Consider the following 13,409-nt stretch of genomic DNA (forward strand, 5'->3'; position numbering starts at 1 on the left):
ATGGTAGCGCCTGGGCGTGTCGCCGACCAGCTTCTTCACGCCGACGGGGGCGGTAGCCAGGCTTCGGTAAATTCAAACCAGCCGCGAGGGTTCAGGCGTACGCCGTTCACGCCCGGCGGAGCGCTAATACGATAGTGATAATTGAACAGCGGTGTCAGGGTCGCGTCATGCATCAGCGAGGCGAAAACGTGTTGTAAAGCCGCATGACGATCGTCCTCATCGGCCTGGATTTGCAGGGCATCCAGGGTGGTTTGCAGATGAGTATATGCCGGCGAGCTCAATACATGTGACCAGAGCTGATCGCAGCGCAGCCACTGTTCGAGGGTATATTCAGGTGCTTCGCCAATCAGCCTGTCTCCCATCATCAGGTCGGCCTGGGCTAAAGGATGGTCGCCATCCCAGTTTTTAGCATTATGAAAAATAAGCGTTAATTCACAGCCGAGTAGCGCCAGCGCCTGGCGAAGCTGTTCAGCCATGGCGTGCAATTCTACCGGCAGGTGATAGGCCAGCGTAAGTTTTTCCGGTAGCGGCACGTCGTCCAGTTCATCCCATTGGGGGATCGTCCATCCCGGCAGCAGCGCATTGCTTGGCGTGATCAGGTTTTCATCCACGTCAAGCGTTTGTAGTAGGGAAGAGCGGTGGATAATATTGACCAGGCGACGGGCCTGCTGCGTATTCAGCCGCGCGCTTTTTCTGAGCGTGAGATAGCAGAAACCGAGGCTGATCCCGCTGCTTACCTGGCTTAGCATGGGAAGCTCTTCGGGTTTACCAATTGCAATTTGAACCGGATGGCGACAGCTGGTGCCCAAATCCTGGGAGAAAAGCTGCGGGGTTATCCAGTATTCAATGGCTTTTAGTAGCGGATGACTCAGGTGGTAGTGATCGTGACTCTCGATGCGCACCAGGTCAGGGGTAAACAGCGTCAACCGGAACGGACCGGTACCAACAAACGGGAGTTCGGGATGTGCCAGGTGACTGCTGTAGCTTGCCAGACGATGCGCCAGCCAGAAGTCGGGGCGATGCAAAATAAAGGTTAGGCACTGGGGATGCGTTACCTCAATGCGCTTTACGCTGATAAACAGCTTGTTTAACGCGGGTAGCTCTAACAGCTTCAGCAACTGTTGATGTAGCTGTGTGCTGCTGACCGCATCGCCGTTATGCCAGTACAGGGTGGAACGAATATAGAAATCCCAGCGCTGGCCGTCGGCGGAGATATTCCAGTGGTGGGCTAAATCTCCGCAGGGGCGTTGCGTAATACTGTCGAACCGGGTCAGGCCCGAGAATATTTGTCCGGCGAGGTGTTGTTCTGCGCGACCAGGGAGAAATCCAGGGTGCAAAGGGTCGAGCTGGCGGTAATAGGGGATGCGCAGGGTTGGCGTGTCGTTTTGCCACTGCCCGCCCATAAACGGCTGGAGCAGCGTTCTTAATTCTCCCGGCGCCAACTGAGCCAGCTCCAGTACGCTAAGTTGCTCCCCCTTTTGCAGCGCTTGTTCCATCATAATGCTGCGTAGCGAATCTGGCGTCACCAAAAAGCGCAGCTGCCCGCGTTTCCCACGCCCCGACTGGGCGTGCCACTCCAGCCAGCCAGCATCCTGCGCTTGCTTCAGCAGGGTACGCACGTGGCGCTCGCTGCAAAAACAGCGTTCTGCCAGCTCCCCGACGGTCACCGACTGCGGTTCTCCCGCCGACGGCTGCCACAGGCGTTGGTACTGATTCAGGCGATTCAACAATCTCATTTACACGTCATCCTTCAAGCTGCCTCTTTGTTGGCGGCGTTAATTCATCCCAGTCACTGCATGCTCCTGGACGTTCACTCACTTGCCGCCTGGATGCAACTTGAATGATTTTGTGTAATAAACCCGGAACAATTCATTTTATCTATTCACTATTACTTCCGTATATCTCAGGTGATACTGAATCACAAGTTAACCGCGTCACAGTGTGGAGAAAGAAATGGCTCGTCTGGCTGCATTTGATATGGATGGCACCCTTTTGATGCCGAATCACCATTTAGGTGACGAAACGCTTTCAACGCTGGCGCGCCTGCGTGAACGCGAGATCACCCTGACATTTGCCACCGGCCGCCATGTGCTGGAGATGCGCCATATTTTGGGTTCTATCTCACTGGACGCCTTTTTGATCACGGGTAACGGCACGCGCATTCACTCTGTTGAGGGCGATGTATTGCACCGTCAGGATCTGGATCCGATTGTGGCGGATATCGTGTTACATCAGAAGTGGGATACTACAGCCAGCATGCATGTCTTTAATGACAACGGTTGGTTCACCGGACAAGAGATCCCATCGCTGCTACAGGCACATGTGTATAGCGGATTTCGCTACCAGATCGTCGATGTGAAACGTATCCCGGCTCATCAGGTAACGAAAGTCTGTTTCTGTGGGGATCATGACTCCCTGATCCAATTACGCATTCAACTGAATGAGGCGCTGGGTGAGCAGGCAAATCTCTGTTTTTCCGCGGTTGATTGCCTTGAGGTGCTGCCGGTGGGCTGTAACAAAGGATCGGCGCTGGCGGTACTAAGCGACCACTTAGGTTATTCAATGGCCGAATGTATGGCGTTTGGCGATGCCATGAACGATCGCGAAATGTTAGGTAGCGTTGGGCGCGGCCTGATTATGGGTAACGCGATGCCACAACTGATTGCTGAACTGCCGCATTTGTCGGTGATTGGGCATTGCCGCAATCAGGCGGTGTCACACTTTTTGACGCATTGGCTGGACAATCCGCATCTACCTTATTCCCCCGAATGAGAGATCCCTTCCAGCAAGCCAGACTTCGCGTCTGGCTTTTTTTTATCCCATTAATGGGTGTTCAGAAGCCGGGTGAGTTCCGCTTTCCACGGCGTTAAATCACCGATGTGCGTGTCGATCCACTGCGGGTTGTAGTAGGTTTCAAGATAGCGTTCGCCGCTGTCGCACAGCAGCGTGACCAGTGAACCGCTTTCTCCGGCATCGCGCATACGGGCGGCAAGTTGCAGCGTTCCCCACATGTTGGTGCCGGTTGAAGCGCCGACTTTGCGGCCCAACTGCGTTTCCAGCCAGTGTGCGGTGGCCACGCTTGCGGCATCCGGCACGCGCAGCATTTCATCGACTACGTCAGGAATGAAGGAGGGTTCGACACGTGGGCGGCCGATGCCTTCGATTTTGCTTCCTACCGGGCTGCGTAACGTTGCATCGCGATCCTGCCAGAAGGGCAGAAAGACTGAGTTTTCCGGATCCACCACCATCAGGCGAGTATCGTAGCCCTGACAGCGAATATAGCGGCCAATGGTTGCAGAGGTGCCGCCGGTTCCGGCGCTCATTACAATATGGCGGGGGACAGGGTTGGGCTCGCACTGCATCTGACGGAAGATGCTGTCAGCAATATTGTTATTGCCACGCCAGTCGGTAGCGCGCTCAGCATAAGTGAACTGGTCCATGTAATGACCGTTCAGCTCACGCGCCAGCTGCTCAGAGGCCGCATAGATTTCGCAGGCGCTTTCCACGAAATGACAGCGACCACCGTAAAACTCAATCTGTTCAATTTTACGCTTCGCCGTACAGGAAGGCATGACGGCAATAAACGGCAGTCCTAACAGTCGAGCGAAATAAGCCTCGGAGACCGCCGTTGAACCGGACGATGATTCAATGATGGTGGTGCCTTCTTTAATCCAGCCATTGCACAATCCGTACAGAAACAGTGAACGCGCCAGACGATGCTTCAGGCTCCCGGTGGGATGCGTGCTCTCATCTTTTAAATAGATCTGAATGCCCGGGAACGCCGGTAGCGACAGACGAATGAGATGCGTATCCGCAGAACGCTGATAATCCGCGTTGATTTCATTGATGGCGTTTTTAACCCAGGAACTATTCATCATTAATAGATATCCATTTGTCATTTTGTGCCAAGAATAGCGAAAAGCACGGAAAAAATTGTTGCCATTTAGCCTTTAAAATAGAATGTAAGGAGAAAATTCTTCTCTGTGGAGTGGATATGTTAGACAAAATTGACCGTAAGCTGCTTAGCTTACTGCAACAGGACTGCACCCTTTCTTTGCAGGCGTTAGCAGATGCCGTTAATCTGACTACCACCCCCTGCTGGAAACGCCTCAAACGGCTTGAGGATGACGGTATCCTGCTGGGTAGAGTCGCCCTGTTGGATCCAGAAAAACTGGGTCTGGGGCTGACCGCGTTTGTGCTGATTAAGACTCAGCATCACAGCAGTGAATGGTATTGCCGCTTTGTCACCGAAGTCACCGGTATGCCGGAGGTTCTGGGGTTCTGGCGTATGGCAGGGGAATATGATTACCTGATGCGAGTGCAGGTCGCCGATATGAAAAGCTACGATGAATTTTATAAGCGCCTGGTGAACAGCGTACCGGGCCTGTCTGACGTCACCTCCAGCTTTGCGATGGAACAGATTAAATACACAACTGCGCTCCCTATTGAATAACTCTCCCGGCGCTTATTGCCGGAAATCTTGTCAGGATATAACGCGTGCGATTATTTGCTCAATTAAGCTGGTACTTCCGCCGGGAGTGGCGTCGCTACCTCGGGGCGGTGGCCCTGCTTATCATCATCGCTATCCTTCAGCTTATTCCGCCGAAAGTGGTCGGGATCATTGTGGATGGCGTGACGACTCAACGCTTCACCACCGAGCGACTGCTGATGTGGGTGGGAACAATTGCCCTGATTGCAGTGGTGGTTTATTTGCTGCGCTATGTCTGGCGCGTGCTGCTGTTTGGCGCATCCTACCAACTAGCGGTTGAGCTGCGGGAAGATTATTACCGTCAGTTGAGTCGCCAGCATCCAGAATTTTATCTGCGTCACCGCACGGGCGATCTGATGGCGCGTGCGACCAACGATGTCGATCGCGTCGTATTTGCCGCCGGAGAAGGCGTGCTGACGCTGGTAGATTCGCTGGTAATGGGATGTGCGGTGCTGATCGTGATGTCAACGCAGATAAGCTGGCAGTTGACGTTAATTGCGCTGCTGCCGATGCCGGTGATGGCGTTGATGATCAAACGTTACGGCGATCGACTGCATAACCGCTTTAAGCTGGCGCAGGCGGCGTTTTCCAGTCTCAACGACCGTACTCAGGAAAGCCTGACCAGTATTCGCATGATCAAGGCCTTCGGTCTGGAGGATCGGCAATCGGCATTATTTGCCGCCGATGCCGAAGATACCGGTAAGAAAAACCTGCGCGTGGCGCGCATTGACGCCCGCTTTGATCCCACGATTTATATCGCCATTGGCATGGCTAACCTACTGGCGATTGCTGGGGGAAGCTGGATGGTGGTGCACGGCTCGCTGACGCTCGGCCAGCTCACCAGCTTTATGATGTATCTCGGTTTGATGATTTGGCCGATGCTGGCGCTGGCATGGATGTTTAACATCGTCGAACGTGGCAGCGCGGCGTATAGCCGTATTCGCGCCATGCTGTCTGAAGCGCCGGTGGTGGATGACGGCACTGAACCGGTACCGGAAGGGCGTGGGGAGCTGGCGGTGGCGATTCGTGAATTTTGCTACCCGCAAACGGCACATCCGGCGCTGGAAAATGTGAACTTCCAGCTTAAACCTGGGCAGATGTTGGGCATTTGTGGGCCTACCGGCGCGGGGAAAAGTACGGTGCTGTCGCTGATTCAGCGTCATTTTGATATCACCCACGGCGATGTGCGCTTTCATGATATCCCCTTAACGCGATTACAACTGGATAGCTGGCGCAGCCGGCTGGCAGTTGTCAGCCAGACGCCATTCCTGTTTTCGGATACCGTTGGCAATAACATCGCGTTAGGACGCCCTCAGGCCACGCAGGAAGATATCGAGTATGTGGCACGCCTTGCCAGCGTTCATGAGGATATTTTACGTCTTCCGCAGGGCTACGACACCGAAGTGGGCGAACGTGGGGTGATGCTGTCTGGTGGGCAAAAACAGCGTATTTCTATCGCTCGAGCGCTACTCCTGAACGCTGAAATCCTGATTCTGGATGATGCGCTGTCGGCGGTAGATGGTCGTACCGAGCATCAGATCCTGCATAACCTGCGCCAGTGGGGCGAAGGCAGAACCGTCATTATTAGCGCCCACCGTTTATCAGCCCTGACGGAAGCCAGCGAGATTATCGTGATGCAGCATGGGCATATTGCCCAGCGCGGTGAGCATGATGCGTTAGTGCAGCAGCCTGGCTGGTATCGTGATATGTACCGCTATCAGCAACTGGAAGCGGCGCTGACTGATGCACCAGAGATAAACGAGGAGGCGGCTAATGCGTAGTTTTGGGCAATTATGGCCGACCCTGAAAAGATTGCTGGCGTATGGCTCTCCATGGCGAAAACAGCTGGCTATTGCGGTAGTCATGCTGTGGGTGGCGGCTGCGGCGGAAGTCAGCGGTCCGCTGCTGATTAGCTATTTTATCGATAACATGGTGGCGAAGAATAATCTGCCGCTGGCGATGGTCGCCGGGCTGGTTGCGGCATATATCGGTCTGCAACTGCTGGCGGCTGGCCTGCATTACGCGCAGTCATTGCTGTTTAACCAGGCGGCAGTTGGCGTAGTACAACAGTTGCGCACCGACGTAATGGACGCTGCGCTGCGCCAGCCGCTCAGCGCCTTTGATACTCAACCCGTCGGGCAGCTAATCTCCCGCGTGACCAACGACACCGAAGTTATTCGCGACCTGTACGTGACGGTGGTAGCAACGGTCCTGCGCAGCGCGGCATTAATTGGCGCCATGCTGGTAGCGATGTTCAGCCTTGAGTGGCGTATGGCGCTAGTGGCGATGGCCATTTTCCCGGCCGTGCTGGTGGTGATGGTGATTTATCAACGCTACAGCACCCCGATTGTGCGCCGGGTTCGCGCTTATCTGGCGGATATTAACGATGGCTTTAACGAAGTCATCAACGGCATGAGTGTTATCCAGCAGTTCCGCCAGCAGGCGCGATTTGGCGAGAGAATGGGCGAAGCAAGCCGCTCGCACTATATGGCGCGTATGCAGACCCTGCGACTGGATGGTTTTTTGTTGCGCCCGCTGCTTAGCCTTTTCTCGGCGCTGATCCTCTGCGGATTGCTGATGCTGTTCAGTTTTACCTCTGGCAGCTCGATCGAGGTTGGCGTGCTGTACGCGTTTATCAGCTACCTCGGCCGTTTGAACGAACCGCTGATCGAGTTGACCACTCAGCAATCAATGCTGCAGCAGGCGGTTGTCGCCGGTGAGCGAGTGTTCGAACTGATGGATGGGCCACGTCAGCGCTATGGTGAAGATGAGCGACCGCTAAAGAGCGGGGACATTGAGGTGGATAACGTTTCATTTGCCTATCGCGATGACAATCTGGTGCTGCAAAATATCAGTCTGTCCGTGCCTTCGCGCAGCTTTGTGGCTTTGGTCGGACACACCGGCAGTGGTAAAAGCACGCTCGCCAGCCTGTTGATGGGTTACTACCCGCTGACGCAGGGGGAAATCCGCCTTGATGGACGGCCGCTGTCTTCACTGAGCCACGGTGCGTTACGTCAGGGCATCGCCATGGTGCAGCAGGATCCGGTGGTGATGGCAGATACCTTCCTGGCGAACGTCACGCTGGGCCGCGATATCTCAGAAGAGCGGGTATGGCAGGCGCTGGAGACCGTGCAACTGGCAGAACTGGCGCGAGGTCTGAGCGAGGGGATTCATACCCGGCTGGGCGAGCAGGGCAATAATCTCTCTGTTGGTCAAAAACAGCTGCTGGCGTTGGCGCGGGTGTTGGTTGAAACGCCACAGGTGTTGATCCTCGACGAAGCCACGGCCAGTATTGACTCCGGTACTGAACAGGCCATTCAGCAAGCTCTGGCGGCGGTACGTGAACACACCACGCTGGTGGTGATTGCGCATCGGTTATCGACGATTGTCGATGCGGACACCATTCTGGTGCTGCATCGCGGTCAGGCGGTTGAGCGTGGTACGCACCAGCAATTACTGGCGGCGCAAGGCCGTTACTGGCAGATGTATCAGCTGCAGCTGGCGGGTGAAGAGTTAGCCGCCAGTACGCAAGACGATTCTGTTATCGCCTGATGGCGCGGCGCTTATCCGGTCTGGGGCCAGCACGGTCTCGTAGGCCGGTTAAGGCGTTTACGCTGCCATCCGGCAATCAACAATCTGGTGCAAAAATGTAACGCACTATGCACCGTTATAGTGCGTTTTTTCTTTTCCTCTCCCGGAAGTACCCTGAGAACCTGAATCATCCCGCCTTTTTCATTTCTGGCACATCCCTTGCAATATTCCTCTCGTGTATCTGCAGCCACTACTGAATTCTGACTGGAGGGGATCTATGAAGCTGGTTACCGTGGTAATCAAACCGTTCAAACTGGAAGACGTCCGTGAAGCATTGTCGTCTATTGGTATTCAGGGGCTGACCGTCACCGAAGTGAAGGGGTTTGGCCGACAGAAAGGTCATGCTGAGCTGTACCGTGGGGCTGAATATAGCGTCAATTTTCTGCCCAAGGTGAAGATTGATGTGGCGATTGCCGACGACCAACTGGATGGCGTGATTGATGTCATCAGTAAGGCGGCATACACCGGAAAAATTGGCGACGGCAAAATCTTCGTCGCCGAGCTGCAACGTGTGATTCGTATTCGTACCGGCGAAGCCGACGAAGCCGCACTGTAACGTCTGGCACACAGTGATAGGAAACCAAAAAATGAAGATAGCAACGATGAAAACAGGTATTGCTTCACTGGCGCTGCTGCCGGGACTGGCGATGGCGGCACCGGCGGTTGCGGATAAAGCGGATAACGCTTTTATGATGATCTGTACCGCGCTGGTGTTGTTTATGACCATCCCTGGCATTGCGCTGTTCTACGGCGGTTTGATTCGCGGTAAGAACGTGCTGTCGATGCTGACTCAGGTCACGGTGACATTCGCTCTGGTTTGTATTTTATGGGTGGTTTATGGCTACTCACTGGCCTTTGGCGAAGGAAATAATTTCTTCGGCAACTTCAACTGGGTATTGCTGAAGAATATTGCGCTGACGGCGGTAACGGGGAGCTTCTACCAGTACATTCACGTTGCTTTTCAGGGCTCGTTCGCCTGCATCACCGTTGGGCTAATCGTCGGTGCGCTGGCTGAACGTATTCGCTTCTCCGCGGTGCTGATTTTTGTGGTGGTATGGTTAACGCTGTCGTACATTCCCATTGCCCATATGGTCTGGGGCGGCGGCTTGCTGGCTTCCCACGGCGCGCTGGATTTTGCCGGCGGAACGGTTGTGCACATCAACGCGGCGATTGCCGGTCTGGTAGGCGCGTATCTGATTGGCAAACGTGTCGGTTTTGGCAAAGAAGCTTTTAAACCGCATAACCTGCCGATGGTCTTCACCGGTACCGCTATTCTCTACATTGGTTGGTTTGGCTTTAACGCTGGTTCAGCGGGTACGGCAAATGAAATCGCCGCACTGGCCTTCGTCAATACCGTGGTCGCCACCGCTGCAGCCATCCTCGGATGGATCTTCGGTGAATGGGCGCTGCGTGGTAAACCGTCTCTGCTGGGCGCCTGCTCTGGCGCCATTGCGGGTCTGGTGGGCGTAACACCTGCATGTGGCTATATCGGTGTCGGCGGCGCGCTGATTATCGGTGTCGTTGCGGGTCTGGCAGGCCTGTGGGGCGTGACCATGCTGAAGCGTTTTCTGCGTGTGGACGATCCGTGTGACGTGTTTGGCGTTCACGGCGTGTGCGGCATTGTCGGCTGTATCCTGACCGGAGTTTTCGCTGCCAGCTCTTTGGGAGGCGTGGGCTTTGCCGAGGGCGTGACCATGGGGCATCAGCTGCTGGTGCAACTGGAAAGCGTGGCGATCACCATCGTCTGGTCTGGCGTGGTGGCTTTCATTGGCTATAAGCTGGCGGATATGACGGTTGGTTTGCGCGTACCGGAAGAGCAGGAGCGCGAAGGTCTGGATGTAAACAGTCACGGCGAGAACGCTTACAACGCCTGATTCTCAATTTGCCGGATGGCAACGCTTTTGCGCCACCATCCGGTAATTCTCAATTGCGATTACGCATTACCCCTTCCTGTACGGTAGAAGCGACCAGCACGCCATCCTGGGTATAAAACTCTCCGCGTACAAAGCCCCGGGCACCGGATGCCGAAGTACTCTCGACGTTATACAGCAGCCATTCATTGATATTAAACGGACGGTGGAACCACATGGAATGGTCAATGGTGGCGATCTGAATCCCTTTTTCCAGGAAGCCAATCCCGTACGGTTGCAGCGCAACAGGCAGGAAGTTCAGGTCTGAGGCATAACCCAGCAGATACTGATGGACGCGCAGATCGTCCTGCAGCACGCCGTTAGCTCGGATCCATACCTGGCGCGTCGGAGGTGCGACGTGACCTTTTAGGGGGTTATGAAACTCTACAGGGCGTACTTCCAACGGACGATCGTTGATAAATTTTTCTTTCAACAGCGGCGGCAGCAAATGCGCCACTGAGCGGGCAATTTCCGTTTCTGATTTCAGCTCATCGGGACCCGGCGCATCCGGCATGGTTTTCTGATGTTCAAATCCGTCTTCCGGTGCCTGAAAAGAGGCAGTCATGTAAAAAATGGGTTTACCATTCTGGATCGCGGCAACGCGGCGCGCGCTGAAGCTGTTACCATCACGCAGGACTTCCACATCATAGATGATGGGCTTTTGGCTATCGCCGGGGCGTAAAAAGTAGCTGTGAAAAGAGTGTACCAGACGCTCTTCCGGTACGGTTTCTTTTGCGGCATATAGCGCCTGACCGACAACCTGTCCCCCAAAAACCTGACGTAACCCTAAGTCTTCACTTTGGCCCCGAAAGAGTCCTTCTTCAATTTTTTCCAGATTTAACAATGTCAGCAAATTTTTCAGTGCCAGACTCATACGTGCTCTCCAGGTGATATCGATGTCGCAGCGAGGTAGGCAGAGTATAACGCAATTTTAAAAGTGGTCCGATGGGTGCAATTGTCTGAATTACTGGCCTATTACAGGCAAAAATAGCTGTCTTGTGCCACACTTAGTCACGTTATGTTTTTGTTAACCACTCTTCTGGCGAGGAAAGTTCTCGCTGGTGCATAGATGATAAGGAGAATTTAATGAAACTCGTGCACATGGTAAGTGGTTTAGCGGTTGCAGTCGCTCTGGCGGCCTGTGCCGATAAAAGCGCTGATATTCAGACACCTGCGCCAAGCCCTAATACGTCAATTTCTGACACACAGTCTAAAATTCAGCAGCCAAATGTCTCCGGGACAGTATGGATCCGTCAGAAAGTGGCCTTGCCACCCGATGCGGTGCTAACCGTTACGCTGTCAGATGCTTCACTGGCCGATGCGCCGTCAAAAGTGCTGTCGCAAAAAGCGGTTCGTACTGAAGGTAAACAAGCGCCATTCAGCTTTGTATTACCGTTCAACCCGGCAGATATTCAACCTAACGCCCGTATTCTGTTGAGTGCGGCTATTACGGTAAATGATAAACTGGTCTTTATTACTGATACCGTTCAGACGGTCATCAATCAGGGTGGGACTAAAGCCGACCTGACGCTGGTCCCGGTACAGCAAACAGCAGTACCGGTTCAGGTGAGCGGTGGGGCTACTACCACGGTTCCGTCTACTTCACCAACCCAGGTGAATCCATCATCTGCGGTTCCGGCTCCCACGCAGTACTAAGGTCGTTGTAACCCTCTCCGCCTGGAGAGGGTTAGTACACCCAGCGATAGCGCTGTAAATCGATCTGTCCGTTTCCTGAAACCACTATTCCTTCTGCCAGCAACGCCTGACGTTGTCGTTGCAGGTCGGGACCCGTCAGCGAAATGGCCCCGTGGCGATTGACCACCCGATGCCAGGGCAGGGTACTACCTTCGGGGAGACGCTTAAGCACGCCGCCTACCTGACGCGCAGCGCGCGGCGATCCCGCAAGCCGGGCAACATCGCCATACGTGGTGACGAAACCTTCGGGGATTGAAGCGACGATTTGCCAGACGCGTTGGGGGAAAGTGTCTTGTATATCCATCATTTATTCCTGCGCTAATCCTCCAGCATAATGCCGAATGGCGAAGGAGTGAAGCCGCATTGCACAAGAAAACAGCATCCGATGCTGGATGGGTTGCAATTACAGGGTGCAGCAGTGATAATGCGCCTGCGCGTTGGTTAACAACGCTCTCAATGGGGGCTCTGTTGGTTCTCCCGCAACACTACTCTGTTTACCAGGTCAGGTCCGGAAGGAAGCAGCCAAGGCAGATGACGTGTGTGCCGGGATGTAGCTGGCAGGGCCCCCACCCATTTCAGGGTAAGTACTTGATAGCTATACGCTAACGTACTGAAATCTCGCCTCCATAGCCTTAGTGGTACAAAAACTGTGTATCACCAGCAGGCTACAAGATGTCTCTTATGCTCTCCCGTCATGGGATCTGGTATTACCGGAAAGTAAACGTTTTACCTTGTGGTAAACGCCGTGAGTTTCGTCGTTCGTTAGGTACTCGTTCAAAGACTGAAGCGACAAAGGGATCTTTACGCTTTTCAGATCGCCCTTGGCCGATTACTGAAACTTCCACAACTACAATCGATTTGATCCAATCCCCTCAATCAGACTTGTCGCTTAGCGAGCTAAAACTACATGCGGAGCAGTACGTTGAGTTTAAAAGCCGTGAAGTTTGTGAAAGGGAAGTTTCTTCTATCAAACGCTGTATTGGTAAGTACTTTAGCTTCACTGATCAGGTGTTTAAGCGTAGTAGGGCTGCTGAATTCATTAGCGGACTGGATGTCGCGGTTCCTACAAAGAACAAATATGTTAAGAAAATCAGTGGGTTTTTCCGATGGCTGAAACACCGTACTGACTATAATTTTCAAAATCCCTTTGAGGGATTGCTCCAAAAGGATCGCGAGCCAGTATCCCAAAAGCGAGAGGCATATACCTCTACTCAGATCAGAAGCCTGCCAGCGGATTGCCAAAGTTAAAGGTATTGGTCCTAAAACAGCCACGGCTGTTGTTGCCGCGATTGGCAAAGGAACTGAATTTAAAAATGGTTGTCGCTTTGCCGCATGGCCTGGTCTGGTTCCACGACAGCACTCGAGTGGCGACAAGCAGGTACTGATGAATATGACGAAAAAGGCGACAAGCAATTGCGGACACTTTTTTATTCATGGTGCCCGCGCTGTCGTCAGAGTTGCCACGAATAACAATGATGGCAGCCTGCATCAGTGGGTTAACCAGTTAAAGGAACGGCGCGGGTTTAATAAAACGACCGTGGCGGTCGCTAACAAGAACGCGAGAATAATCTGGTCGATGCTGAGAAACGATACCGAATATCAGGCAGTTGGAAGTTAGTACCCAGCCAGACGAGTTGCAGTGTACTGAAAAATGATAACAGGTTGCACCTGCAGAATCGGAACCTGACTATTATATTGGCCTCAGAGGCCGTCCAGTTGTTGAG

General features: G+C 53.7%; 11 protein-coding genes, 1 other RNA gene and 2 pseudogenes. 10 read left to right on the forward strand and 4 right to left on the reverse strand.

Features of this window, described 5'->3' with window-relative positions:
- Window positions 1–35: 35 nt before the first annotated feature.
- Window positions 36–1,736 carry an SgrR family transcriptional regulator gene (locus B9P82_RS16060; protein WP_047416878.1) on the reverse strand — a complete coding sequence of 567 codons (1,701 nt, stop codon included), beginning with the start codon at window positions 1,734–1,736 and terminating at the stop codon, window positions 36–38.
- A gap of 217 nt (window positions 1,737–1,953) precedes the next feature.
- Here B9P82_RS16060 and cof point away from each other — a divergent pair, with 217 nt between their 5' ends.
- A complete protein-coding gene (gene cof, locus B9P82_RS16065; protein WP_094760925.1) occupies window positions 1,954–2,772 on the forward strand; it encodes an HMP-PP phosphatase in 819 nt (272 codons plus the stop codon).
- A 50-nt stretch (window positions 2,773–2,822) separates the two neighbouring features.
- On the opposite strand, the gene B9P82_RS16070 is transcribed toward cof, so the two are convergent.
- Window positions 2,823–3,878 carry a PLP-dependent cysteine synthase family protein gene (locus B9P82_RS16070; protein WP_094168793.1) on the reverse strand — a complete coding sequence of 352 codons (1,056 nt, stop codon included), beginning with the start codon at window positions 3,876–3,878 and terminating at the stop codon, window positions 2,823–2,825.
- 116 nt (window positions 3,879–3,994) lie between these two features.
- On the opposite strand from B9P82_RS16070, the gene decR reads away from it, so the two are divergent.
- The 5 genes from decR to amtB all read left to right on the forward strand — a co-directional run bounded on the left by decR (window position 3,995) and on the right by amtB (window position 9,954).
- Window positions 3,995–4,453: a DNA-binding transcriptional regulator DecR gene (decR, locus tag B9P82_RS16075; protein WP_016152059.1), complete on the forward strand. Its 459-nt coding sequence runs from the start codon at window positions 3,995–3,997 to the stop codon at window positions 4,451–4,453.
- A gap of 44 nt (window positions 4,454–4,497) precedes the next feature.
- Window positions 4,498–6,270, forward strand: coding sequence for a SmdA family multidrug ABC transporter permease/ATP-binding protein (locus B9P82_RS16080; RefSeq protein WP_053388982.1), 1,773 nt, complete (start codon window positions 4,498–4,500; stop codon window positions 6,268–6,270).
- Window positions 6,263–8,041 carry a SmdB family multidrug efflux ABC transporter permease/ATP-binding protein gene (locus B9P82_RS16085; RefSeq protein WP_016152061.1) on the forward strand — a complete coding sequence of 593 codons (1,779 nt, stop codon included), beginning with the start codon at window positions 6,263–6,265 and terminating at the stop codon, window positions 8,039–8,041. Before B9P82_RS16080 ends, B9P82_RS16085 begins: the two co-directional genes overlap by 8 nt.
- A 256-nt stretch (window positions 8,042–8,297) precedes the next feature.
- Window positions 8,298–8,636: a P-II family nitrogen regulator gene (glnK, locus tag B9P82_RS16095; RefSeq protein ID WP_003021657.1), complete on the forward strand. Its 339-nt coding sequence runs from the start codon at window positions 8,298–8,300 to the stop codon at window positions 8,634–8,636.
- 31 nt (window positions 8,637–8,667) lie between these two features.
- Window positions 8,668–9,954: an ammonium transporter AmtB gene (amtB, locus tag B9P82_RS16100; RefSeq protein WP_008783954.1), complete on the forward strand. Its 1,287-nt coding sequence runs from the start codon at window positions 8,668–8,670 to the stop codon at window positions 9,952–9,954.
- A 49-nt stretch (window positions 9,955–10,003) separates the two neighbouring features.
- On the opposite strand, the gene tesB is transcribed toward amtB, so the two are convergent.
- Window positions 10,004–10,864: an acyl-CoA thioesterase II gene (gene tesB, locus B9P82_RS16105; RefSeq protein WP_016152062.1), complete on the reverse strand. Its 861-nt coding sequence runs from the start codon at window positions 10,862–10,864 to the stop codon at window positions 10,004–10,006.
- 212 nt (window positions 10,865–11,076) lie between these two features.
- Between tesB and B9P82_RS16110 the strand changes: the two genes are divergently transcribed.
- Window positions 11,077–11,646 carry a YbaY family lipoprotein gene (locus B9P82_RS16110; protein WP_101700618.1) on the forward strand — a complete coding sequence of 190 codons (570 nt, stop codon included), beginning with the start codon at window positions 11,077–11,079 and terminating at the stop codon, window positions 11,644–11,646.
- A gap of 31 nt (window positions 11,647–11,677) precedes the next feature.
- Here the strand turns inward: B9P82_RS16110 and B9P82_RS16115 are convergent.
- Window positions 11,678–12,067 (reverse strand): annotated as a pseudogene (locus B9P82_RS16115) (MGMT family protein).
- Window positions 12,068–12,151: 84 nt separating this feature from the next.
- Here B9P82_RS16115 and ffs point away from each other — a divergent pair.
- The 3 genes and pseudogenes from ffs to B9P82_RS16130 form a co-directional block, all read left to right on the forward strand.
- Window positions 12,152–12,248: signal recognition particle sRNA small type (gene ffs, locus B9P82_RS16120), an RNA gene on the forward strand.
- Between the two features lie 109 nt (window positions 12,249–12,357).
- A complete protein-coding gene (locus tag B9P82_RS16125; RefSeq protein ID WP_230852520.1) occupies window positions 12,358–12,933 on the forward strand; it encodes a hypothetical protein in 576 nt (191 codons plus the stop codon).
- A pseudogene (locus B9P82_RS16130) lies at window positions 12,899–13,303 on the forward strand (transposase); the annotation flags it as partial. The gene B9P82_RS16125 and the pseudogene B9P82_RS16130, both read left to right, overlap by 35 nt.
- Window positions 13,304–13,409: the final 106 nt, after the last annotated feature.

Source organism: Citrobacter sp. L55 (assembly GCF_002850715.1).
GTDB classification, from domain to species: domain Bacteria; phylum Pseudomonadota; class Gammaproteobacteria; order Enterobacterales; family Enterobacteriaceae; genus Citrobacter; species Citrobacter braakii.

Excerpts from the sequence above, each read along its gene's own strand:
- B9P82_RS16060 (WP_047416878.1), bottom strand. The coding sequence starts at position 1,736 with ATGAGATTGTTGAATCGCCTGAATCAGTACCAACGCCTGTGGCAGCCG.
- cof (WP_094760925.1), top strand. The coding sequence starts at position 1,954 with ATGGCTCGTCTGGCTGCATTTGATATGGATGGCACCCTTTTGATGCCG.
- B9P82_RS16070 (WP_094168793.1), bottom strand. The coding sequence starts at position 3,878 with ATGATGAATAGTTCCTGGGTTAAAAACGCCATCAATGAAATCAACGCG.
- decR (WP_016152059.1), top strand. The coding sequence starts at position 3,995 with ATGTTAGACAAAATTGACCGTAAGCTGCTTAGCTTACTGCAACAGGAC.
- B9P82_RS16085 (WP_016152061.1), top strand. The coding sequence starts at position 6,263 with ATGCGTAGTTTTGGGCAATTATGGCCGACCCTGAAAAGATTGCTGGCG.
- glnK (WP_003021657.1), top strand. The coding sequence starts at position 8,298 with ATGAAGCTGGTTACCGTGGTAATCAAACCGTTCAAACTGGAAGACGTC.
- amtB (WP_008783954.1), top strand. The coding sequence starts at position 8,668 with ATGAAGATAGCAACGATGAAAACAGGTATTGCTTCACTGGCGCTGCTG.
- tesB (WP_016152062.1), bottom strand. The coding sequence starts at position 10,864 with ATGAGTCTGGCACTGAAAAATTTGCTGACATTGTTAAATCTGGAAAAA.
- B9P82_RS16110 (WP_101700618.1), top strand. The coding sequence starts at position 11,077 with ATGAAACTCGTGCACATGGTAAGTGGTTTAGCGGTTGCAGTCGCTCTG.
- B9P82_RS16125 (WP_230852520.1), top strand. The coding sequence starts at position 12,358 with ATGTCTCTTATGCTCTCCCGTCATGGGATCTGGTATTACCGGAAAGTA.